The organism is Winogradskyella sp. (assembly GCF_016744625.1).
Taxonomy (GTDB): domain Bacteria; phylum Bacteroidota; class Bacteroidia; order Flavobacteriales; family Flavobacteriaceae; genus Winogradskyella.
The window spans coordinates 1-23,875 of sequence record NZ_JADGDZ010000006.1 but is presented as its reverse complement, the minus strand read 5'-3'; the positions used below and the strand labels follow the sequence as shown (position 1 = coordinate 23,875).

The 23,875-nt window shown below is 32.0% G+C and carries 18 protein-coding genes; 10 read left to right on the top strand and 8 right to left on the bottom strand.

What is annotated here, in order from left to right; genetic code table 11:
• The first annotated feature begins 28 nt into the window (after positions 1–28).
• The 3 genes from QZZ53_RS02510 to QZZ53_RS02500 all read left to right on the top strand — a co-directional run bounded on the left by QZZ53_RS02510 (position 29) and on the right by QZZ53_RS02500 (position 2,445).
• Positions 29–1,816, top strand: a complete 1,788-nt coding sequence (locus QZZ53_RS02510; RefSeq protein ID WP_296381112.1) for a chloride channel protein — start codon at positions 29–31, stop codon at positions 1,814–1,816.
• A gap of 12 nt (positions 1,817–1,828) precedes the next feature.
• Positions 1,829–2,065, top strand: coding sequence for a hypothetical protein (locus QZZ53_RS02505; protein ID WP_296381110.1), 237 nt, complete (start codon positions 1,829–1,831; stop codon positions 2,063–2,065).
• A 188-nt stretch (positions 2,066–2,253) separates the two neighbouring features.
• On the top strand, positions 2,254–2,445 hold the full coding sequence (locus QZZ53_RS02500) for a cold-shock protein (protein WP_296381108.1): 192 nt from the start codon (positions 2,254–2,256) through the stop codon (positions 2,443–2,445).
• 62 nt (positions 2,446–2,507) lie between these two features.
• On the opposite strand, the gene QZZ53_RS02495 is transcribed toward QZZ53_RS02500, so the two are convergent.
• Complete coding sequence (locus tag QZZ53_RS02495; RefSeq protein WP_296381106.1) at positions 2,508–2,999, bottom strand: protease complex subunit PrcB family protein; 492 nt, start codon at positions 2,997–2,999, stop codon at positions 2,508–2,510.
• Between the two features lie 31 nt (positions 3,000–3,030).
• A complete protein-coding gene (locus QZZ53_RS02490) occupies positions 3,031–3,480 on the bottom strand; it encodes a nucleoside deaminase (protein WP_296381104.1) in 450 nt (149 codons plus the stop codon).
• Between the two features lie 75 nt (positions 3,481–3,555).
• Between QZZ53_RS02490 and QZZ53_RS02485 the strand changes: the two genes are divergently transcribed.
• Positions 3,556–5,340, top strand: a complete 1,785-nt coding sequence (locus tag QZZ53_RS02485) for a 1-deoxy-D-xylulose-5-phosphate synthase (protein WP_296381102.1) — start codon at positions 3,556–3,558, stop codon at positions 5,338–5,340.
• A gap of 227 nt (positions 5,341–5,567) precedes the next feature.
• Here the strand turns inward: QZZ53_RS02485 and dgt are convergent, their stop codons facing one another.
• Complete coding sequence (gene dgt / locus QZZ53_RS02480) at positions 5,568–6,905, bottom strand: dGTP triphosphohydrolase (RefSeq protein WP_296381100.1); 1,338 nt, start codon at positions 6,903–6,905, stop codon at positions 5,568–5,570.
• Positions 6,906–7,133: 228 nt separating this feature from the next.
• Here dgt and QZZ53_RS02475 point away from each other — a divergent pair, with 228 nt between their 5' ends.
• Positions 7,134–9,992, top strand: coding sequence for a TonB-dependent receptor (locus QZZ53_RS02475; protein ID WP_296381098.1), 2,859 nt, complete (start codon positions 7,134–7,136; stop codon positions 9,990–9,992).
• 42 nt (positions 9,993–10,034) lie between these two features.
• Positions 10,035–11,237 carry a multidrug transporter gene (locus QZZ53_RS02470; protein WP_296381095.1) on the top strand — a complete coding sequence of 401 codons (1,203 nt, stop codon included), beginning with the start codon at positions 10,035–10,037 and terminating at the stop codon, positions 11,235–11,237.
• A gap of 79 nt (positions 11,238–11,316) precedes the next feature.
• Here the strand turns inward: QZZ53_RS02470 and QZZ53_RS02465 are convergent, their stop codons facing one another.
• Positions 11,317–11,682 carry a nicotinic acid mononucleotide adenyltransferase gene (locus tag QZZ53_RS02465; RefSeq protein WP_296381093.1) on the bottom strand — a complete coding sequence of 122 codons (366 nt, stop codon included), beginning with the start codon at positions 11,680–11,682 and terminating at the stop codon, positions 11,317–11,319.
• 378 nt (positions 11,683–12,060) lie between these two features.
• Here QZZ53_RS02465 and QZZ53_RS02460 point away from each other — a divergent pair, with 378 nt between their 5' ends.
• Both QZZ53_RS02460 and QZZ53_RS02455 read left to right on the top strand, forming a co-directional pair.
• Positions 12,061–13,266, top strand: a complete 1,206-nt coding sequence (locus QZZ53_RS02460) for a porin (protein ID WP_296381090.1) — start codon at positions 12,061–12,063, stop codon at positions 13,264–13,266.
• 79 nt (positions 13,267–13,345) lie between these two features.
• On the top strand, positions 13,346–15,655 hold the full coding sequence (locus QZZ53_RS02455) for an inorganic phosphate transporter (protein ID WP_296381088.1): 2,310 nt from the start codon (positions 13,346–13,348) through the stop codon (positions 15,653–15,655).
• Between the two features lie 52 nt (positions 15,656–15,707).
• On the opposite strand, the gene chrA is transcribed toward QZZ53_RS02455, so the two are convergent.
• Both chrA and QZZ53_RS02445 read right to left on the bottom strand, forming a co-directional pair.
• A complete protein-coding gene (chrA, locus tag QZZ53_RS02450) occupies positions 15,708–16,835 on the bottom strand; it encodes a chromate efflux transporter (RefSeq protein ID WP_296381086.1) in 1,128 nt (375 codons plus the stop codon).
• Between the two features lie 25 nt (positions 16,836–16,860).
• Entirely contained in the window at positions 16,861–18,603 is a 1,743-nt protein-coding gene (locus tag QZZ53_RS02445) for a Na/Pi cotransporter family protein (protein ID WP_296381084.1), read from the bottom strand.
• A 148-nt stretch (positions 18,604–18,751) separates the two neighbouring features.
• Between QZZ53_RS02445 and QZZ53_RS02440 the strand changes: the two genes are divergently transcribed.
• Positions 18,752–19,603 carry an OmpA family protein gene (locus QZZ53_RS02440; RefSeq protein ID WP_296381082.1) on the top strand — a complete coding sequence of 284 codons (852 nt, stop codon included), beginning with the start codon at positions 18,752–18,754 and terminating at the stop codon, positions 19,601–19,603.
• A 98-nt stretch (positions 19,604–19,701) separates the two neighbouring features.
• Positions 19,702–20,421 (top strand): DUF6503 family protein, encoded by a 720-nt coding sequence (locus tag QZZ53_RS02435; RefSeq protein WP_296381080.1) that lies wholly within the window; start codon positions 19,702–19,704, stop codon positions 20,419–20,421.
• Positions 20,422–20,563: 142 nt separating this feature from the next.
• On the opposite strand, the gene QZZ53_RS02430 is transcribed toward QZZ53_RS02435, so the two are convergent.
• Positions 20,564–22,360, bottom strand: a complete 1,797-nt coding sequence (locus tag QZZ53_RS02430; RefSeq protein WP_296381078.1) for a ribonucleoside-diphosphate reductase subunit alpha — start codon at positions 22,358–22,360, stop codon at positions 20,564–20,566.
• Between the two features lie 3 nt (positions 22,361–22,363).
• The gene (locus QZZ53_RS02425; RefSeq protein WP_296381076.1) at positions 22,364–23,638 is read right to left on the bottom strand and encodes a ribonucleotide-diphosphate reductase subunit beta; all 1,275 of its coding nucleotides are present in this window, start codon (positions 23,636–23,638) and stop codon (positions 22,364–22,366) included.
• Positions 23,639–23,875 lie beyond the last annotated feature (237 nt).

Here is a 23,875-nt window from a genome sequence, read left to right as displayed (position 1 = left end):
GCAGGATTTTTTTTGTTAATTTTATAATATGACTCTTAACTCTAAAAGTCTATTTCGCAAATTTTTAATTTGGAGATATAAACATATTTCTGAACGCCAATTTGTGTTTATGCTAAGTATTTTAGTTGGCTTTTTAGCTGGGATTGGCACTGTATTACTTAAAAACTTTACTCACTATATCCCTCTTCTTTTTGAATTATCTTTTTTTAAAAATTACCAAAATTCATTATACTTTATTTTTCCAATAATTGGGTTATTTCTTGTTTACCTTATCAAACAAATTTGGTTAAAAAAACATATTGGCCATGGCATTTCATCTACACTTTATGCTATATCAAAGCTTGGTGGTATTATTCCAAAATATAATATTTATGCTGGTTTAATTACAGCACCTCTAACCGCTGGCTTTGGTGGATCTGTTGGGCTACAAGGACCTGCAGTTAGTATAGGTTCTGCCTTAGGCTCTAATGCTGCTCAGTTTTTTCATATGAACCAAAAAACAAGAATGCTTTTAATTGGTTGTGCAGCAGCTGGCGCAATGGCTTCTATGTTTAAAGCTCCTATTGCTGCTATTATTTTTGCTGTAGAGATATTTAGTTTAGATATTGCTTTTACCTCATTAATACCTCTGTTATTAGCATCAGTGTCTGCTGTTGTAACTTCTTATTTCTTCCTTGGAACTGATATCTTACTTCGTTTCGAATTAGCCGATAAGTTTCAAATAAACGATATTGGTTTTTATGTCATTTTAGCACTTATTACTGGACTTGCCTCTGTGTATTTCTCTAAAGTCTTTTTTACTATCACTAACTTTTTTAAACAATTTAAAAATCGTGCTAAACGCCTATTAATTGGTGGATTAGCTATAGGAACAATACTCTATTTTATTCCGGCATTGTATGGTGAAGGCTATGGTATTATGAATAATTTACTTAAAGGTGATCATTTAGCCGCAATTGGGAAGACTCCTTTTAATTTCGATTTGTCAAATATATGGATTGTAATAGGTCTACTTCTAGGTATTGGTGTTTTTAAGGCTATAGCTATGACAACTACGTTTGGTGCTGGAGGAGTTGGAGGAGTTTTTATTCCTACACTTGTTATGGGAAGTGCTTTAGGCAATGCTTTTGCAAAAATAATTAATAATATAGGGTTAGATTTCCAAGTGTCAGAATCCAATTTCACACTTATTGGTATGACAGGCTTAATGGCTGGCGTTCTACACGCACCTTTAACTGCTATCTTTTTAATTGCTGAAATTACTGGTGGATATGAACTTTTTGTCCCTTTAATGATAGTCTCTGCAATATCGTTTTCAATAACAAAATATTACACTTCACATTCTATTTACACATTAAAACTTGCTCAACGTGGAGAATTAATGACGCACGATAAAGATAAAAACGTGCTTATGGTATTGAACATTGATAAAATTATTGAAACCAATTTTATCACATTAAAACCAGAAATGAAACTTCGTGATATTTTAAAAAATGCGGTTGCAAAATCATCTCGAAACCATTTCCCTGTAGTTGATGATGAAAATAGGTTTCTAGGAGTTATTCGTTTGGATGACATAAGGCATATGATGTTTGATTCAGATCTTTACGACAAAGTTGATGCTTCTAGTTTAATGCACGGAAGTAAGGATATTATAACTTATGAAAAAGATTCAATGAATATTATTATGGAAAAATTTAAAAAGAGCGGAGTATGGAATCTACCTGTTATTAAAAACGGAAAATATCACGGTTATATATCAAAATCTAAACTATTAACCGCTTACAGGGAGCAATTGATTAATTTTACGTCATAATTTAAATTAAAAATGAAACCCATAAAAATTATAACCTTTATAGCCTTCCTTGCTTCAGTATCGAGCATCATTTGTGGTTTAACTTTAGATATTGATTACTCTCAAAAATTGATTGGTTTTGGTGTTATTGGTCTGTTTTTAGTTGTTTTTCCATTGTTTTCTTACTACAGATGGAAAGGTAAAGATGTAAAAGATTATATGCTAACTAAAGAAAACCTTGATAAAATGCGAGAAAATCAAAAGCGTTAAAACAATTTCATAGTTCTAATCCATCTCACCTCTTCTTCCACTTAGACCTTTGTTAATAAGACCTTACAAGAGTTCACTTAACACATTGATTTTCAATCCTAGAGCTTCAAAATAAAATAAAACAATTTATTAACATTGGAATTAATTTATATTATATCTTTGCACTTTAATTTTTATTTATATCATACATGACTGGAACAGTTAAATTTTTTAATGATTCAAAAGGATTTGGATTCATTACCAACGAAGAAACAGGAAAAGACATCTTTGTACACGTATCAAACCTTAATGGTGTTGAATTACGCGAAGGTGACAACGTAGAGTACGAAGAAGAAGAAGGAAGAAAAGGATTAGTAGCTGCAAACGTACAGGTACTATAAGTATATATCTTACAAAGTTTCAACGCTCAGCCTACGGTTGGGCGTTTTTTTTGTCTCAATTTTTAGAAACTTGTTATAAACTCTATTGGTAAATTACGCTTGGCAATTTTTATAATATAATAAGGTTGAGTCATTACACTTGTTGCAACTCCATTAGGTGCAATCTTAGTTATATTAACTATAGTGTTCTCAGAATTAGTAGTGATCGTTAATTCTAAACTATGACCTCCACTTCCTTTTACTTCATCAAATACAGCAATTATTGTATGTTTAGAGAAATCAATATTTGTTTCTTTAAAACTATCAGAAACTTTGTTTACTGAGTTCATTTGACTAATTAATTTATCCCAATCGTTTTGATTAGTTATAACGAGGTTTTGAGCAACAATACCTTCGCTACCAGAACCATAAAGATTTCCTTTTGCAATGACATTAAATTCGGTAGTTCTCATCTCGCTGTTTTCTTTTTTTGCATTTTCAGCATTAGCATTTTCCATATTGGTTTTACAATTGAAAACACAAAATAGCACAATAAACAATAGAAGGTTTTTCATTCTAATCATATCTTAATTATTCTGAATTGATTTAATTCAAATTACGCTTTTCAATAAAGAATCGTTTCATTAATTCTGAAGCTTCTTCTGCAAGAATCCCACTTACTACTTTCGTCTTTGGATGCAATTGAGTCCCTAAAGTTTTAAATCCACGTTGCTCGTCTGATGCAGCATAGACAATTTTAGAAATCTGACTCCAATACAAAGCTCCAGCACACATCTGGCAAGGTTCTAAAGTCACATAAAGTGTACATTTATTCAAATATTTACCACCTAAAAAATTCGCTACAGATGTGATGGCTTGCATTTCGGCATGAGCTGTCACATCATTAAGTAATTCCGTTAGATTATGAGTTCTGGCAATAATTCGGTCTTCAACGACTATAATTGCTCCTACAGGAATTTCTCCTTTTTCATAAGCAGCTTCAGCTTCCTGAAGTGCTTTTCTCATAAAGTATGTGTCGTCAAAAGAGTTAATCATAGTTGTAAAAGTAAAAAAACAACTATACTTATTATTATTCTATTTTAAAATTATCAATTATCGTAGCTTTGCCTCATGCATAAAGCATTGCTAAAACATATCAATCTCCCACAAGATTTACGTCAACTTAAAGCTGAAGAGTTACCTGTTTTAGCTAAAGAATTACGTGACTTTATCATCAATATCGTTGCAACAAAAGAAGGGCATTTAGGAGCAAGTCTTGGTGTTGTAGAATTAACTATTGCTTTGCATTACGTTTTTAACACACCAGAAGATTTATTGATTTGGGATGTTGGTCACCAAGCTTACGGTCATAAAATACTGACTGGTCGTAAGACTATTTTTGAAACTAACAGACAACTTAATGGTATTAGTGGTTTTCCTAAACGCAGTGAAAGTGATTATGATGCTTTTGGTGTTGGACATTCGTCAACCTCTATTTCGGCAGCTTTAGGAATGGCAATTGCCTCTCAACTCAAAGGTAAAAACAAACACCACATTGCTGTGATTGGTGATGCTTCCATTGCTAGTGGAATGGCTTTTGAAGGTTTAAACCATGCAGGAGTTACAGATGCTAATTTATTGGTTATACTTAATGATAATGCGATTGGTATAGATCCGAGTGTTGGTGCTTTAAAACAATATTTAACCAACGTTAAGAAAGGTACAGAGAAACAAGACAATATTTTTGAAGCTTTAAATTTTGATTATTCTGGTCCTATTGATGGACATGACTTACCATTATTGATTTCAGAATTAGATCGTTTAAAAACCGTAAAGGGTCCAAAATTTTTGCATGTGATTACTACAAAAGGGAAAGGCTTAAAACAAGCCGAACTCGACCAAGTAAAATATCATGCACCTGGGAAATTTGATGCCAAAACTGGAGAGCTTCCAACTCAATCTGCCTTAAGGCAGCCACCTAAATATCAAGACGTTTTTGGAGAAACTATTGTAGAACTTGCTTTAAAAAACGAAAAAGTAATTGGTATAACTCCTGCTATGCCAACTGGTAGTTCTTTAAAATATATGATGGAAGAAATTCCTGATCGTGCATTTGATGTTGGTATTGCAGAACAACATGCAGTAACCTTAGCTGCTGGCATGGCAACCCAAGGTATGATTCCGTTTTGTAATATCTATTCTACTTTTTTACAACGTGCTTATGACCAAGTGATACACGATGTTGCCTTACAAAACTTACCTGTAATTTTCTGTCTCGATAGAGCTGGTTTGGTTGGTGAAGATGGAGCAACACACCATGGAGTTTTCGATTTAGCATATTTAAATTGTATTCCTAATTTGGTGATTTTCGCTCCAAGAAATGCTATTGCTCTTCGAAATGTCATGTACACAGTTCAATTAGGTATAAATTTTCCTATTGCTATTCGCTATCCAAGAGGAAGAGGTCATATTTTAGATTGGAAACAACCGTTTAAGTCTATCGATATCGGAAAAGGGATTTGTTTAAAAGAAGGAAATAGAATTGCTGTACTTTCTATAGGAACTACAGCTAAGACTATAGAAAATGTCATTTCATCATTAGAACAAAAAGATGCTATAGGACATTATGATATGCAATTTGTAAAACCTTTGGATGAAGAATTATTGCATAAAATCTTTAAGAATTATGAAGCCATAATTACTATTGAAGACGGAACTATAGTAGGTGGTTTTGGAGCTTCTATTTTAGCTTTTGCAAATACCTATAACTATAAGCAAACTATAATTACGCTAGGTATTAAAGATAAATTTATAGAACATGGTACAACAGACCAATTAAAGCAACTTCAACAATTGGATGCATTATCTATAAAAAAGAAGGTTCAAAACTTACTCTTCACTCTCAATAACCGCTAAATCTGTTTGATTTTCAGGTTGTTCTATCTGAGCTGTATCTTGTATAGAAGGCTCTTCTTGTGGGTTCGAAATGTCGTCAATCATTAATAAGCAAGTCACTACAACCATGAAGATGACTAGGCCTCCGAGTATATTATTTCTCATAAGTAGGTTTTTTGAGGGCTGATTATGAGATAAATAAAACAAATTTATCGTTAAAAAACAAACTTATTCGATGAAATGCGCTTTTATAAAATATGCCCTTTCAACTTTTGGTGTAATAACATAGCATTAGTGTCCGATAGTTTTGAAATATATAGACAGACAGCCATTACGTTTTTATATAAAGAATCATTGGTCAATATGACTGTTTCGGGTAATGCATTGAGCAGTAAGTTATCGTAATTAGACATATTACCTTCAAAAGAATTGAATGCCATTTTACCATACGCATTCAGTAATTGATTCAAAATTCCATAACCAGAAATTTCTTTATTAATTACTTCTTTTGAGCGGTAAACATTATTCACACTAATATCAATAATATCTTTAATCTGTGCTTTATACTTACTAACATCTAATAAAGCGGTTTCAAATTCACCAGCTAAAATACCTTCTTCATGTTTCATAAAAAGAGAAGCGGCTTCATCAATTAAAGTTCCTATAGCCAAGGCACGAAGATAACTGACGCGATCTTCTGTGGTTTTTAATTCGGAATACTTCGTCTTATTTATGTTCTTAACTAAAGTAATTAAATATTCTAACGCATATTCTTCTTGAATAAGCCCAAGATTAATACCGTCTTCAAAATCAATTATAGTATAACAGATATCATCCGCAGCTTCAACCAAGAATGCCAAAGGATGTCTTTGAAAACTTAAATAGTCATTGCTTCGTTTAGTTAAACCTAATTCTGAAGCAACGTCAGAGAACATGTTTTTCTCACTTTGAAAAAAGCCATATTTTTTATCTACTATATGGTTTGTTGGCTTTTTAGGAAGGGATTCTTTTGGGTATTTCATAAAGGCTCCTAATGTTGCATAACTCAATCGCAAGCCACCTTCTCTGCCTTCTCTACTTTCAGTAAGAATTTTAAAGCCGTTTGCGTTGCCTTCAAAATCACATAAATCTTGATATTCATTATCTGTTAAGTGTGATTTAAAGTTTGCACCATCACCATCTTTAAAATAGGCGCCAATCGCTTTTTCACCTGAATGTCCAAAAGGTGGATTTCCAATATCGTGTGCTAAAGCAGCAGCAGCAACTATAGCACCAAAATCATTCATTTGGTAACCATGAATGTTTTCTAAATGCGGATGTTTTTCTAAGAGTAATTTCCCAACTTTTCGTCCTAAAGACCTACCAACAACACTAACTTCTAAACTATGTGTTAAACGTGTATGTACAAAATCGGTTTTAGATAAAGGGACAACCTGTGTTTTATCTTGAAGGCCTCTAAATTCTGAAGAAAAAATAATACGGTCATAGTCGACTTCAAAACCTAAACGGGTTTCATCCTGTTCTTTTCTTAATCTTTTATTGGTATCACCAAAACGTTTTAAAGAGAGTAATTGTTCCCAAAGCATAGTTTAAATCTTAGAACATGCAAGATAGATAAATTGGTATAGAATTGATTATAAAAAGCTTAGTTAGATAATAGAAATCTTAATGTTATGTAATTGTTTCCTTAATGCTAATTGACATAATATTAAGCTAACAGTTATCTAACCTTTTAATTACAAATCTTTAATTTTTGAATAACCTACAAATAATGTAATCATAGTTTCTTTGCACCAGTACTATTTTAAAAACTGATGAGAAGATTACACTTAATACTTACTTTATTTATCACCACAATCTCTTTTGCCCAAAACACTGGATCAATAGAAGGAAAGCTAACTGATAAAGAATATAATAACGAACCACTTCCTTTTGCTAATGTTGTCATAAAAGGAACATCTCTAGGAACAAATTCAGATATTGATGGTATATACAAGTTCGAGGATGTAGAGACTGGATCATATATATTAATCTTTAGTTTTGTTGGTTACGAAACCCAAGAAATTAAAGTTGATGTTGTATCTAGCAATGTTTCAACGTTAAATGTTATAATGGGAGCAAGTACAGCAACTTTAGACGAAGTTGTATTAGGAACGGTTTCTAGAAAAAAAGAAAGTGAAGCTGCTTTATTATTAGATCAAAAGAAAGCTGTTGAAATTAAGCAAAGTATTGGAGCAGAAGAATTATCTCGTAAAGGAGTTAACGATGCAGCTGGAGCGGTAGCAAAAATATCTGGCGTTTCTAAACAAGAAGGATCTAGTAATGTTTATGTAAGAGGTTTAGGTGATCGTTATCTAAACACTACAATGAATGGTTTGTCATTACCTTCTAATGATGTAAACAAAAAGAATATTGATTTAAACTTATTCTCTTCGGATATTATTGAAAATGTATCTATAAGTAAGGCATACTCATCTCGGTTTTTTGGAGACTTTTCTGCTGGTAACGTGGATATTTCTTCTAAAGATTATAAAGGCAATGGATTTTTCGACTTTAATTTTGGCTCTTCAGTAAATTCAAATTCAGCTGATAAGAAATTTTTTAGAAGCGAAGGAACAAGTTATTTTGGATTTTATAACAGATATGATAACAATCCTTTCGCGGTTGTATTATCTCATGGATTTGATCCACAACAATCTAATACACCTTTAAACATCTCTTTTGGAGGAGCCTTTGGTAAATCATTTAATTTTGAAAACGGATCTAGACTGAGTTTTTATGGTACTGGTTCTTTTGAAAACGGATATGAATACAGAAGAGGCTCCAACATAGATTACACAAACGTTGAGAAGAAGGCTTTTGAGGATGCAGAAGAGTTTGAATATTCTACTAAAACTACAGCAATGGCTTCTGTTAATTACAAAATAGACGACGCCAATTCAATAAAGTTTAATTCATTATTTATTAATAATGCAACGGACAAAGTTGGTTATTTTGGTATAGATGGCTCAGGTAGAAATAGAGATGCAATTTTAAATACTGATCAAGGTTTTTATCAAATGAATGTTCAATTTAACCAAAACCTTATCTATGTGAATCAATTGACTGGTCGGCATAAATTTGAAGAAGGTAAATATAATATTGATTGGGGAATTGGATATAACGTTGTTAATGCTCACGAGCCAGACAGAAAGCGTATTAGTATAGAAAATTATCAATTTGCTTTAGACAATGATGCTTCTACAACACCTACATTCTACAGTAATGTTGTATTTGATAATCAACGTTATTTTCAAAACATCAATGACCAAGAGCTTAATAGCAGATTAAATTTCGCTTATAATACAAATGAAAGCTTGAAGCTAAACTTTGGTTTTGCTGGAAGAGCTAAAGAGAGACAGTTTGACAATATTAGATATGGTTACGATATCGTAAACCCAAACACACCAGTTAATAATGTTAATGATTTAAATAGCTTGTTTTCTCTTGAAAATTTAAATATCAGTTCTAATAGCAATGGTTTGTATGAGATAAAAGTCATCAACAACATTCCTGGTTTAAGCAATACAAATAGACCTGGTTTACCAGAAAACACCTATAATGGTAAATTAGATATTTATGCAGGCTATATTAATGCCGAACTAAAAATAGGAGACAAATGGTTATTTGTACCTGGTATAAGAACAGAATCAATAGATCAAGAAATAGCTTACGATGTAATTAACTTAGGTGCAGCAGGAAACAATACAATTGGAGCTAATGAAACTATATACTTACCTAGTTTAAGCATTAAATACGCTTTAAACGAAGATCAAAACTTACGCTTTTCTGCAAGTCAAACAATATCTCTACCAGAATTTAAAGAAGTTGCGCCATTTGTTTACGAAAGCATTTCTCAACGTATAGGTGGCAATCCAGATTTATTAGGTCGAACTAACGACATTGCCTACACAAATGTAAATGATGTATCCTATTCTAAAATTTTAAATATAGATTTTAAATACGAATGGTTTATTAGTAAAACTGAAATATTCTCTTTAGGCGCGTTTTACAAGCAAATAAAAGATCCTATAAACCAGGTTGTCGCTTTCGATGCAACTGGTACTCAACGGTTTTTTAGAACAGGTGAGCAAGCTGAAATTTTAGGCTTTGAAGCTGAAATAAGAAAAAATATTCTTATGGATGACGAAAAAGAAAATACAAAACTTTCTGCAGGTTTAAACTTTACTTACATGCACACTAAACAAGATTTATATGAATCTATTTTAGGTACTTATAGCGTTAGTTTTAATAAAGATGAAGAAGAGTTACAAGGAGCTTCACCAATTATTCTAAATGCAGATATAAACTACTCACCAACCTTTGGAAACTATAAACCAACGGCTAACTTAATTTTCTCATACTTCTCAGATAGAATTGATGCGTTAGGCTCAGGACAATTAGGTAATGTTATTGAAAAAGGTATTCCAACTTTAGATTTTGTACTTAAAAATAAGTTGAGCAAAAAAATGGAACTAAACCTTGGAGTTAAAAATATTTTAAATCCAACTATACAGTACTTAAGAGAAGGCACATCTGTTGGAGATGTATTAGTGACTTCACCCAATGGAAAAGATGTAACAAACTATAAACGAGGACTTACTGTAAGTCTTCAATTCAAATATAAATTTTAAAACAAATTAAATTAATTAGAAATTAAATTAAACTTAGAAACAATGAAAAATAATTTATTATTAGGATTAGCAATTTTCGGAATGCTATTTAACTCATGTACTTCGGATGATACTGCTGATATCATTATTAACGATAACAGTGTCACCAACAATAATGGAGGTGGTAATAACAGTACTGAAGCCATATTATTATCAGGCACTTATATTGAAGATTTAACCTTAGATGCTAACAACACATACAAAATAGATGGAGCACTTATTATGACTTCTGGTACAACATTAACAATACCTGCTGGTATGGTTATAGAAGCTGTAGCTTCTGGATCTGATGTTTATATTGCAATATCTAATGGAGCACAACTTATAGCTAACGGGAATGCTAGTAATCCTATCATACTAACTTCAGATTCTGCTGCACCACAGGCTGGTGATTGGGGAGGGTTAATTATTTTAGGTGATGCGCCTATCAACTCAGTAACAGGTAATGCTACTGCAACTTCTGAAATTGCAAGTCTACCTTATGGTGGGACAGATATTACTGACAATTCAGGGATTTTAAGATATGTAAGAGTTCAGTATTCTGGTGGTTCCGCTGACGGTCAATCAGAAAATAACGGTTTCTCTTTTTATGGTGTTGGAAATGGTACAACTGTAGAGTACATTCAAGTATTTGAAGGCAAAGATGATGGTATTGAGTTCTTCGGCGGAACAGTAAATGTAGATTATGTATCAGTGGTTAACGCACAAGATGACTCTATTGACTGGACAGAAGGTTACTCTGGAATAATTACAAATGCACACGTAATTCATGGTGCTTCACACGATAAAGGAATCGAAGCAGATGGTTACAATACAGACATAGGGAATAACTCTAGCCCAATATTTTGGTCTAAACCTACTGTAACTAACTTAACAATAATTGGTAATGGTTCTGAAACTGGTAATGAAGCAATAAGGTTAAGAGCTGGTACTCAAGGTATATTTTCAAATATATTAATTGAAGGTTTTGCAGAAGGTTTTGATTTAGATGGAGATGCTGGATCAGATAGTTCTAACCCAACAGGAACTGGTGTATTAAATGGAGATCTATCTGTAACAGATGTAACTTTCACAGATGTGACACTTCAGGTAAAAAATGATACAGGCGAAACATTTACAGATTCAGATTTACTATCTGGTATTGGTAATGCTGCAGGTACTGACTTTGCAACTTGGGGAACAGGTTGGACAGTCGGGAATAATTAAATTTCAATATTTCACAAAACACTATGAGCAAAAAAGCATCCTAAATATAGGATGCTTTTTTATTTGTAAAATGTTTTTATTAATTCCGAATTGCTATAGATGACTCATCATCTTTTTGCCATTCAATAATGCTAACAATAGCATTATTCGTATAATCTATTTCTTTTAAAGTTTTATCTATCCAATAAAACCACTTGCCGACTTTTTTCCCATTATCATAATTCGCCGAAATACTCTTTTTACCTTCAGTATCAAAACTCAACCATTCACCCTGTAATTTACCATCTAAAGTGTAAAACCCTGTTTGGCTTACAACTCCATTGTCGTGATAATACGTTACATCAATTAAATTGGTGTCTTTGTTAAGTTCTAATTTCCTCTCTTGCTGAGCAAAAGAAACCATACTGATAAATAAAGCGAATAAAAGCAACACTTTTTTGTTCATAATTATGGGTTTTAAAAATTACTTAGTACTCAAAGATAAAGATTAGTTAATATTTAAGCAACAATTGCTTAACATTAAGTTTACATTGATTAATTAAACAACTTAAAATCAAGTGTTTAAATTCATTAATCCAATCTCTAATCTTAATGATTAGTTAATACTAAGATTACACTCTAGTCATACGTCGTATATATATTTACTTCGTCTTATAAGACCTATTAGTTTCGTATAATCTATTAGTTTTTGTCGACTAATTATCATGAATTCTAATGACTGCCTTTGGCCAAGGCAGTTTTTTTATGCCAAAACTTAACGTTATGGAAACATTCATAATTGAAATAAGTAAGTTATTTGTAGCGACAAAAACTAATACTTATAATGAAATTTAAATTTACTTTAGTTGCTATTGCCCTAATAGCTCTAACCTCGCTTAACTCACAAGAAATCAGTGATACTTCATTTGGTAAAGGCTTAATTAATTTTGTAGCCAAAGACAGTTCTTTTAGTATAAAATTTGCACCTCGTTTTCAAGTACGTTCTATGTCTTCTTGGAATCATGATGGCAACCAATATGGAAGCCCAGAACATAACTTTATAGTACGTAGAGCACGTTTAAAATTTGATGGTTTTGCTTATAGTCCAAAATTGAAATATAAATTAGAACTTGGTTTATCTAATAGAGATATATCTGGAGCTAATGAATTTAATAGAAATACACCTCGATATATTTTAGATGCAGTACTTATGTGGAATTTCTCAGGAAACTGGGAATTATGGGCAGGACAAACCAAACTTCCAGGTAATGTGGAACGTGTAGTATCTTCTGCTAATCTTCAATTAGTAGATCGTTCGTTATTAAACAGTCGTTTTAATATAGATCGTGATTTAGGTATTCAGTTGCGTCACAAAACTAATTTAGGTGATAAATTTCTAATGCGAGAAAAATTTGCAATTTCTCAAGGTGAAGGTCGTAATGTTACTGAAGGAAACGAAGGCGGATTGCAATATACAGGACGCTTAGAGTTCTTACCTTTCGGAACCTTTAAATCTAAAGGAGATTATAGTCAATCGGATTTAAAACGTGAAGAAAAACCAAAATTAATGCTTGGCTTTACTTATAACTACAATCAAAATGCTGTAAGAGAAAGAGGTTTTGCTGGAGATTATATGATTAGAATGGATGGTACTATATTTGAAACTAACCAGACCACAATTTTCGCTGATGCCATGTTTAAATACAATGGATTTTCATTTATGGGAGAATATGCTAAGCGAACTGCTGATGATGTTATAGCTACTGAAGCTGATAGTACTACTCCAACTGGTGATATAGTTTTAACAGGTAACGCGCTAAACTTGCAAGCTGGCTATTTATTTAAGAGTAACTATGAAATTGCGGCACGTTTTACTACTCTAGACTATGAGGCTGAGACTGGTGCATTACCAACAGCTCAATATACTTTAGGGGCTTCAAGATATATTGTTGGTCATAAACTAAAAGTGCAGTCAGACATAAGCTATACAACTCTAGATGGTAATGAGGATAACATTACATTTAGAATGGGCTTTGATTTTCATTTTTAAACAATAAAGAAATAACAATTAGGTAACATTTTACTTAAATACTATAAAGATATTTGCGAACTTATTTTAATTAAAGATTATGGATAATATTTACTTATTAATGTTAATTGCTATTACGGTTTTAGCTGTTGCTGATATTATTGTTGGTGTAAGCAACGATGCTATTAATTTCTTAAACTCTGCGATTGGTTCTAAGGCTATTTCGTTGCGCACAATTATGATTGTTGCTAGTTTAGGAATTTTTATTGGTGCTGTATTCTCTAGTGGAATGATGGAAGTGGCAAGGAAAGGTATTTTTGTTCCAGCTCAATTTGAATTTGGTGAAATTATGCTAATTTTTATGGCTGTTATGATTACAGACATTTTGTTGCTAGACTTCTTTAATACTCTTGGATTACCAACATCAACTACTGTTTCGATTGTATTCAACTTATTGGGAGCTGCAGTAGTAATGTCGTTAATAAAAATTAGCCATTCCGACTCGCATACTTTCTCGGATTTAGGAACTTTTATAAATACCGAAAAGGCAATTGAAATTATATCTGGTATTTTGTTGTCAGTGGTTATTGCATTCTCTGTTGGTGCATTAGTGCAATGGGTGTCTAGACTTATTTTCACATTTAACTATGAGAAAAAGATAAAAAACTTTGGGATTGTTTTTGGTGGTGTAGCATTGACTGCTATTACTTATTTCATTTTCCTTAAAGGTCTAAAAGGAACACCATATTATAAAGAGCTAAAAAGTGTAGTAGAAGGGAATGAAATTTATATAATACTGGGAAGTTTTATTTTCTGGACTTTGTTTTCGTTCATATTTGAGAAATTAACCAAAAAAACCATTTTGCTTGTTGTAATAGCTATAGGAACTTTTGGATTGGCATTAGCATTTTCCGGAAATGATTTAGTAAACTTTATTGGTGTACCCATGGCTGCTTATCATTCATACGAAGCTTGGGTTGCTGGTGGAATGGACGTTACCATGTCAATGGCGGTATTAGAGAAAAAAGTACCTGCTGAGCCTTATTTATTATTTATAGCAGGATCTATAATGGTATTAACACTATGGTTTTCTAAAAAAGCAAAAACTGTTGCAGAAACAGAATTAAGCTTATCTCGTCAAGGCGATACACACGAAAAATTTGAACCTAATCGACTTTCGAGAGCGATTGTAAAAGGAACAACACAATTATCAAATTACTTTGGTGTTATCATACCTGAATCAATTCAAAAAAGTGTTGGTAAGAGTTTTGAAAAACCAAACTTTATAATGACCAAAGATCAAAGTATCGATGCACCTTCATTCGACATGATTCGTGCTTCGGTTAATTTAATGGTAGCAGGAGTATTAATCGCAATTGCAACCTCAATGAAGTTACCACTATCAACAACTTATGTTACATTTATGGTTGCCATGGGTACGTCTTTAGCAGATAGAGCTTGGGGAAGGGAAAGCGCTGTATATCGTGTTGCTGGTGTATTGAATGTTATTGGCGGATGGTTTGGTACTGCTTTAGGAGCATTTGTTTCTGCAGGCATTGTAGTGTTTTTAATTAACTGGAACCCTAGAGTTATAATACCAATATTACTTCTATTAACTGCTCTTTTATTGTACAGAAATTACATCTCTCATAAGAAAAAATCTTCAAAGGTTGTTGACGAAGACAGTCTGACAAAATCAGAAAGCAGCTCCTTACAAGGTGTTATTCTTGAAAGTGCAAATAACATGGCTAATGTAGTGAAGCGAACCAATAGAATCTACTCAAATGCTATTGTTGGACTTGCTAGACAAGATTTAACTTTACTTAAAAAGAGTAAAAAACAAGTTGTAAAGTTAACCTCAGAGGTTGATGACTTACGTGATAATGTATTCTATTTTATTAAAAATTTAGATGAGTCTAGTATAGGCGCAAGTGATTTCTATATTAATATTCTAGGATATCTTCAGGATATGACACAATCTCTAGAGTATATTTCAAAAGTCAGTCACAAACACATTAATAACAATCATAAGAAACTTAAGTTCAGTCAAATTAAAGAGCTAAAAGAGATTGATGATAAATTGGAAATTTTATTTGAAGACACTAGAATTGCTTTTAAATCTGAATCCTTCGAACAAATAGGTGCTATCCTAGATGAAAGAACTGAAGTTTATAAACTTGTAAAAGAGAAAATTAAGAAACAAGTTGCACGAACTAGAACTGACGAATCGAGTCCTAAAAATACGACGCTCTATTTTAGTGTATTATTAGAAACTAAAGATTTAATTAAATCGACAATGAGTTTACTAGAAGAGTATCATAATTCTTTTGACAGTACTGTAGAACCTGCAACAATTACAGTTGTAGATGAAATTATTGAAAAACCAGAATCTTCAAAAAAAGAAGAATAAATAGATTTAATATTATAATTCTAAGCCATCATTTGAAATAATGATGGCTTTTTTATGTTGTTAAAGCAATCAATAAGAACCCTAAAACGACTCCAATAATAATCGTCCAGATAGTACTTATTTTGGTGTTAAACGTTAAAAATACAGCAACTAAGGCAATTAGAATACTTTGCCATTCTACAAGTGTCTCTTTTGCCATTACAAGCAATACAGCAAGCATAATAGCAACAGCCGCAACATTTACAGAATCTAAAAAATAACGTAATACTATTGATTTACGCATTCTCGGAATAAATGGATTAAGTATTAACACAAACAAAAATGAAGGTAAAAAAATACCTGTTGTAGCTACTAGAGCACCTGTAAATCCAGAAAGTTGATAACCAATAAATGTTGAAGTTGATAATACAGGTCCTGGTGTAAACTGGCCTATGGCGATTGCATCAATAAGCTCAGCTCTAGTTAACAGCCCACGAGTTACTAATTCTGCATCTAAATAGGCAAACAAAACATAACCACTACCATAAAGAATAGCTCCTACTTTTAAGAAAATTAAAAAGATTTTAATTGTAGATAATTTAGCTAATGTGGTATTTATTCCAATGAATAAAAGAAATGGTGAAATTGAGCTAAGGTTAGATTTTGCTTTAGATTTTATATAGAAATAAAGCATCCCTAAAACACCTGCTGTTAATAAAGCTATCACTTCATTTACACCCAAAAGGCTGACAATTAACACTAACAATCCTAGAATAATAAGCTCTGTACTTTTTAAGGCTTTTTTTCCTAGCTTTAAAATTGCACCTGCAATAATGGCTAAAACAGCTGGCTTAATACCATAAATAAAAGGTTCTACTTCTGGTAGCTGTCCATATTCTACATACAAATATGCTAAAATTGCTGTGATAATAGTTGCTGGAAATATAAAAGTAATACCAGCTACAAATAGACCAGCTCTGCCAGCTCTTTCATAGCCACAATGCATTGTCATTTCTGTTGAGTTTGGCCCAGGAATTAAATTTGTAGTGCCTATGAGATCAAGGAAATAATCTCTAGTCATCCACTTACGCTTTTCAATAATTTCGTCTTCCATCATTGCTATGTGAGCAGCAGGACCACCAAATGCAAAGCAACCTAATTTAAAAAACACTTGCGCTACTTCGAGCAGTTTTTGATTCATTTTTATGGTTAATAGTTTCTCAAAATTATTCACTATCTAAAAGTGGGTCTTTTTTCCCATAAAGAAGATCTGCAACATCTATTAAATTATCAATCATATCATTTGCATTCTCAAAATCATTGAATAAAGAAGAAGCCATATCAACAGTGATTAAATCCTTCCGAATTAATTCATCTATTTGAAGATTATTAGAATGAATATTGATTTTTGCTTCTTTTTTAAGCTTCACAAGTTTCTTATGATAGGTTTTATTTTCCTTTTCCGTTCTAAATAAATGAATTATACGTAATACCTTAACTGCTTTGTTTCGCAGCTTATCATATTCTTTTCTGATATATTTATTTTCTGAATCTAAATATAAAGTTACATTTCTACTCAACTCGTTAACATCCTTAATAATTTCTACCATTTTTCTATTGGCAATTATCAATTCTGATATTTGGTTATTTTGAGCTTCAGTCATGGGTAAACCACTCTGTGCCTTAGTCGCATAATTAATAATTTGACCATAAATATTTTTTACTTTAGTCGCGTATAATTCCCTGACATTAGCATCAAATAAAACTTTTGATTTCTTTACTATTTTTTTAACCTTAATATCCGATTTAATATCAGCTCTATGGATATTTAATGCATGTGCTACTATTTCAAAAATGGCATTTTTATACAAATACTTAGACTCTTTTATTAATGCAGAAATTGCTGTTTCCGGGTATTTTAAAACACTTTTAGTTAAGAATTTAGGTTCATCAATTTCTTTGTCTTCCTCATCCTTTTCGGGTACTAATCGTTCAACTAACTTTGCAATAGGTCTTACAAACCAAACCAATAAAAAAGTATTTGCAATATTAAACGTGGTATGAAATAAAGAGATAGCTACTGGAATAGCCGCAGCACTAACGTAAGGTGATTCTGAGCCTAGATATACAGCCAACCAACTCACCATTTTTAAGAACGGATAAAACAAAATCAACATCCATAAGACTCCCATTAAATTAAAAATTAAATGCGCTCGAGCAGTTTGTTTGGCCTTATAATTACCTATAATTGCCGCCAAATTTGCTGTAATCGTTGTCCCAACATTTTCGCCTAATACCATGGCTGCAGCCAATTCAAAAGGGATCCAACCTTGTGCAGTCATTATTAAGGTCAATGCCATTGTTGCACTAGAAGATTGAATAACTACCGTTAATAAGGTTCCTATAAGTAAGAATAATAAAATAGACAGATAGCCCAAATCTGTATACCGCGATAAAAATTCTAGTAATCCTGGATTATTCTTAATATCTGGCATTGCCTCCTTAAGAAATTGAAGTCCTATAAACAACAAGGCAAATCCAATTATAAAGGTTCCCAAGTTTTTAAGTTTCTCTTTTTTAAGAAAGGTAAAGCCAAAGCCAAAGCCTACTAAAGGCAATGCAATAGTGCTCATACTTACTTTAAAACCTAATATCGTAATTAACCATGCTGTAATTGTTGTACCAATATTAGCACCCATAATGACACCAATAGACTCAACTAAAGTTAATAACCCTGCATTTGCAAAGCTCACCACCATGAGTGTAGTTGCAGATGATGATTGGATAACTGAAGTAATTAAAAATCCTGTTCCAATGCCAAAGACTCTATTAGAAGTCATCTTAGCTAAAATAGAGCGCATCTTATTACCAGCTAGTAATAAAAGTGCGTCGCTCATAACTTTCATTCCAAAAAGAAAGACACCTAAAGCTCCTAAGAGTTGTAATATTTCGGTAAATCCGTATTGCATGTATACTTTGAGCTATTAAATTACTCTAAAGAACTTATAAAAAAAATAAAATGATGAAAAATCAGAATATTATTTGTAGTTCAACGTCCAAAAACAAACCTTCGTCGTATATGTTACTGTATTGAATTAATTAACATAAAACCAAAAAATGAAAAAAATTTCAATCCTTTTAGTGGCAGCAATTGTATTAAGCTCTTGTGTTTCAAAAAAGAAATACTTAGCCTTAGAACAAGAAAATGGTGAGATTAAAAGTCAACTAACCAAAACTACAGTTGCAAAAGAAGAATTAGAGTCTAAGTTTGCTAAAATCCAATCGAGAGTAGCTGTTTATAATTCTAAAATCAATTCTTTAAACGAAGATGTTGAAGGCTTAAAAATAGAAAATGACATTAAGTTAAACGTTAATGCAGACGGAACTGTGATTTCTAACGAAAGCAAACGTAGAATGCTTGCGACATTAGAAAATGTAGATGCTGCAAAATTAGCTGAAGCTAAAACATTAAAAGATTCTATGAACTTAGCTGTTCAGTATAATCTTGCAAAGACAATGAATACGACAGATTTAAACGAAGATGAAGATATTGCTGTAAATATCAATGAAACTGTAGTTATGATTTCTATTTCTGATAAGATGTTATTTAACTCAGGAAGTTATAGAATAAGTTCTAAAGCAAATAACATATTACAGAAGTTGGCAGATGTTATTAATTCTGAAGAAAGTATTGATGTTATGGTAGAAGGTCATACAGATTCTAGAAGCATAAATACCGAAAAAGTGTCAGATAACTGGGACTTAAGTGTATTAAGAGCAACGTCAGTCGTTAGAAAATTACAGAATAAGTATAATGTAAATCCGGCTCAATTAATTGCGTCTGGTCGTAGTAGTCACCAACCATTAGTTGAAAACAACTCTAGAGAAAACCGTTCTAAGAATCGTAGAACTCGCATTATATTAATGCCAAATATCGATAAGTTCTTTGCTTTAATGGAAGCAAAGTAAAACACAAATCTATCTAAACATTATAAAAAGCATCCTCCCGTAAAATTCGGCATTGGATGCTTTTTTTATTTTGTAAATTGTAGAAAATATCAATTTGTATGAAATCATTTTTCACCTTTTTAGTAGTATGCTGTTGTCTGTCAATTTATAGTCAAAACATCACCTCTATACAATTATTAGAAAATGCTATCAACTATCACGATGCAAACGATAATTGGAAACAATTTAATGATAAATTCACTGTGGTTATGACAACACCAAATGCACCAAAACGCACTAGTGTTATTTCCATTAATTTACCTGCTGAGTATTTCAGCGTAACAACCACAAGAGATACGATTACTACAGTCTATACTTTAACAAAGGATAAATGCACTATAAAATATAATGCTAAGGTTTTAGATAGCATTGCAGCTAAAGAAAAAAAGATGAGTTGCGATAGAGCTACGCTTTACAAAAACTACTATTCTTATTTATATGGTTTACCCATGAAACTAAAGGATGCTGGTACAAACCTCAGTGATAAAGCCGAAAAGAAAACCTTTAAAGGCAAAAACTATTTGGTTTTAAAAGCCACTTATGATAAAGCTGTTGGTAGCGATGTTTGGTATTTCTATTTTAATCCTGAAACCTTTGCTATGGAAATCTATCAGTTCTTTAAAACAAATGACAATGGTAAAGAAAAACCAGATACTGGTGAATATATATTACTCTCTGAAGAAGCTGTTGTTAATGGCATTAAAATGCCTAAAGTTAGAGCTTGGTATTATAATAAAGATGACAAGTATTTGGGCACTGATACTTTGGTTGCCGATTAAAAATCTATTTGTTTTGTCATGCTGAACTAAATTCAGCATGACAAAACATATTCATTTAGAACTAAAAAAGCATCTCAAAAAATGAGATGCTTTTTTTAATATTTAATTTAAGATTCTTGCTTTCGCAGGAATTTGAATTTAGTTAACCTTCACAGCTAGTACATTCCTTCTTTTGCTTAAACTTCTGTGCAGCATTCATACTATGTTGATAGTACAATGATTTAACACCTAGTTGCCAAGCCGTAACGTATAGTTTATTAATATCTTTAACTGGCATATCTGGATGTACCATAATATTTAACGACTGCGCTTGGTCAATGTGATTTTGTCTATTTGCTGCCTGATAAATAATAGTCATCTGGTCTATTTCAGAATAGGTTTTAAACACATCTTTTTCATGATCTGTAAGCTCTTCTAAATGTTGTACCGAACCATCGTAATCTCTGATGCTTTTCCAAACATCACTAGTATTCATTCCTTTATCCTTTAATAATTCAACTAAATAAGGATTCTTTATAGTTGTTTTTATTTTAGCAATATCCTTTACATAACTATTAGACCAAATTGGTTCAATACCTTGTGACACTTGTCCTAAGATAAAAGCAGAAGATGTTGTTGGTGCTACAGCATTTAATGTTGCATTACGTCTTCCGTATCCTTTTAATACTTCTGGCTCACCAAATAATTTTGCTAATTCTTCTGATGCCTTAACCGATTTTGTTTTAATAGTTTTAAATATTTCACTATTTAAATCAAATGCTTCTTTGCTATCAAAACCAACCATTTTAGATTGTAATAATGAGTGCCATCCTAAAGCTCCCATTCCTAAAGCTCTATTTTCTTTAGCGAAATTATAAGCTTTTTCCATGAACATGAAAGTTTGCCTATCATCTCTATCTTCAGAATCTCTATATACTTCTAGTTTTGTAATAAATTCTTCTAAAACAGCATCTAAAAAGTATACCATTGTTTCAACAGCATCAGTATCTTTCCACTTATCGTAATGCAATAAGTTTATTGAAGATAATACACATACAAAAGACCATCTGTCATTAGTTGGTAACATGATTTCTGAACATAAGTTACTTGCGTATATCTCATGTTTCTTATCTCTATATACATCTGGAGCAGTATTATTAGCGTTATCTTTAAAGAAGATATAAGGATAACCAATTTCACCTCTTCTTTGTAAAACTTTAGCCCAAATTGCTCTTTTATCAGTATCTCCATCAATCATTTCTTGCATCCACTCGTTACCAACAGTAACACCATGTGTTAACTCTTGGATTGGATTTCCTTCTGTTCCTATTTCTAAAAACTCATGTATATCGTTGTGCTCAATTGGTAAATATGGAGAAAAACGACCTCTTCTTACAGAACCTTGACTTACAACATCAACCATTTTTTCGAAGAGTTGCATAATATGTACAGCTCCTGATGATTCTCCGTTGTTTTTTACTGGTGCACCTCTATGACGAAGTTTACCGAAGTAACCAGAAGTTCCTCCACCTAATTTAGACATCATTCCTACTTCTGACTGTGTATAAAGGATATCTCCCATGTCATCAGAAATATGCGAACCAAAACAACTAATTGGTAAGCCACGTCTTTTACCAAAATTAGACCAAACAGGTGATGCTAAAGAATAATAGCCTTCAGCCATATAACCATAAAACTTATCTGCAAAACCATCAATGCCTAATATTTTCTCAGCATTATTGGCTATTTCTCTAATACGTTCTTCTGGTGTTGTGTCTTCTGTAAGGTAACCAGATGCTAAAAATTTGCGACTATTTTCTGTTAACCATTTTATCTCTGGTTCTTTATTAGCTTCTTTTATTGCCTCTTTTCTGGCTTTAATTAAATCGTCGTGCTTAGAGGTTTTTGCAGTTTCTAAATTTACTTTTTGTTCAAGGTTGGGATTAATGTGGTCATTCATAGTTTAAAATAGGTCGTCGCTAGTTATACTTTTTGTTCTTTTGCTATAGTTGATAGAACGCTTCACAAAGAAATCTCCATGTTTTGTTCCTATAATTTCGTCGTCAAACCATTCGGTTTGCTCTAATAATGTTTCGTTTATTTCAAATACTTTTTCGATGCCAATACTTTCTAATGAGTTATTAAATCTATTTTTAATAAACTCATTTATTACATCTTTTGGTAGAAATTCTAATTCACCTGCTTCAAAAATCCAATCTACAAGTGTACTTTCAGATTTAAAGGCTTCTATACATAATTCTCTTACAACTTCATTATGTTCTGCATCAAACCATGTTGGGTTTTCGTCCTTAATAATTCTAATAATATCAATTCCGAAATCTCCGTGAATTTGCTCTTCTTTTGAAGTTGCTTCAACAACATTAGAAACACCTTTAAGCATGTTTTTATGTTTGTTGAAAGCCATAATTATTAAAAACTGTGAGAACAAAGACACATGCTCTATAAAGAGAGAAAACAATAAAATAGATTCTGCATACTCCTTGTTGTCTTCACTTTTCGCATTCTTTAAAGCCGTTTCTAAGTAATGAACACGCCTCATTATTACTGGCTTCTTCTTTAAGTTTTTAAACTCATTATTAAGTCCTAATATTTCTAACAAATGTGAATAAGCATCGTGATGGCGCACTTCACTTTCTGCAAACGTTGCTCCTACCGATCCTATTTCTGGTTTTGGCATTTTATTATAAATCTCACCCCAAAACGATTTTACTGCAACTTCGATTTGCGAAATAGCAAGCATTGTATTTTTAATTGCATTTTGCTCTACAATAGTCAATCTTGTTTTAAAATCTTGAATATCGCTAGTGAAATTAAATTCTGAATGGATCCAATACGAATGTCTTATAGCATCTACATAATCATTAAGCGCAGGATACTCGTAAGGTTTTAAGTTTATACGCTTTTCAAAAATGTTAGTTTTTCTGCTTCTTGCTTGCTCGTCTCTATATAAAATATAAGCTTTTGCTACAGCCGGAAAAGAGCTTACCATCAATTTTTCTTCTACAAGATCTTGTACTTCTTCTACTGTTGGTAAATATTTATGATCTCTTCCTTTTCTTTCTAATAAGGTTTTTAAAACATCTACAGAGATTATATTGGCATCTTCCTTAGTACCATTTCCAACAGACAACATTGCTTTTTCAATGGCATTAGAAATTTTATTTAAAACAAACGGACTTGTTTCATAATCTCTTTTTATAATCTCGGTAATCTCCATATTTTTTTTAATCTTAAAGACTAGAATAGTCGCTAGAATGATACTTAATCATCCAATTTTAATTAGTAATTCCGTAAAACGTGTTATATTTTCCTTAAGAGGAATAAAAGGTGGCTAATTTTTAAAAACAGAAAAATCTATTTTGTTTTGCCTTCAACAAAGATTGACTTTTGTGTTTAAAAATGAAAGACTATTTTACAAACGTTGTCAACAAGTTTTTAACAAACTCTTGTAATG

Coding starts and splice junctions, on each gene's coding strand:
- QZZ53_RS02510 (WP_296381112.1), top strand. CDS start 29: ATGACTCTTAACTCTAAAAGTCTATTTCGCAAATTTTTAATTTGGAGA.
- QZZ53_RS02505 (WP_296381110.1), top strand. CDS start 1,829: ATGAAACCCATAAAAATTATAACCTTTATAGCCTTCCTTGCTTCAGTA.
- QZZ53_RS02500 (WP_296381108.1), top strand. CDS start 2,254: ATGACTGGAACAGTTAAATTTTTTAATGATTCAAAAGGATTTGGATTC.
- QZZ53_RS02495 (WP_296381106.1), bottom strand. CDS start 2,999: ATGAAAAACCTTCTATTGTTTATTGTGCTATTTTGTGTTTTCAATTGT.
- QZZ53_RS02490 (WP_296381104.1), bottom strand. CDS start 3,480: ATGATTAACTCTTTTGACGACACATACTTTATGAGAAAAGCACTTCAG.
- QZZ53_RS02485 (WP_296381102.1), top strand. CDS start 3,556: ATGCATAAAGCATTGCTAAAACATATCAATCTCCCACAAGATTTACGT.
- dgt (WP_296381100.1), bottom strand. CDS start 6,905: ATGCTTTGGGAACAATTACTCTCTTTAAAACGTTTTGGTGATACCAAT.
- QZZ53_RS02475 (WP_296381098.1), top strand. CDS start 7,134: ATGAGAAGATTACACTTAATACTTACTTTATTTATCACCACAATCTCT.
- QZZ53_RS02470 (WP_296381095.1), top strand. CDS start 10,035: ATGAAAAATAATTTATTATTAGGATTAGCAATTTTCGGAATGCTATTT.
- QZZ53_RS02465 (WP_296381093.1), bottom strand. CDS start 11,682: ATGAACAAAAAAGTGTTGCTTTTATTCGCTTTATTTATCAGTATGGTT.
- QZZ53_RS02460 (WP_296381090.1), top strand. CDS start 12,061: ATGAAATTTAAATTTACTTTAGTTGCTATTGCCCTAATAGCTCTAACC.
- QZZ53_RS02455 (WP_296381088.1), top strand. CDS start 13,346: ATGGATAATATTTACTTATTAATGTTAATTGCTATTACGGTTTTAGCT.
- chrA (WP_296381086.1), bottom strand. CDS start 16,835: ATGAATCAAAAACTGCTCGAAGTAGCGCAAGTGTTTTTTAAATTAGGT.
- QZZ53_RS02445 (WP_296381084.1), bottom strand. CDS start 18,603: ATGCAATACGGATTTACCGAAATATTACAACTCTTAGGAGCTTTAGGT.
- QZZ53_RS02440 (WP_296381082.1), top strand. CDS start 18,752: ATGAAAAAAATTTCAATCCTTTTAGTGGCAGCAATTGTATTAAGCTCT.
- QZZ53_RS02435 (WP_296381080.1), top strand. CDS start 19,702: ATGAAATCATTTTTCACCTTTTTAGTAGTATGCTGTTGTCTGTCAATT.
- QZZ53_RS02430 (WP_296381078.1), bottom strand. CDS start 22,360: ATGAATGACCACATTAATCCCAACCTTGAACAAAAAGTAAATTTAGAA.
- QZZ53_RS02425 (WP_296381076.1), bottom strand. CDS start 23,638: ATGGAGATTACCGAGATTATAAAAAGAGATTATGAAACAAGTCCGTTT.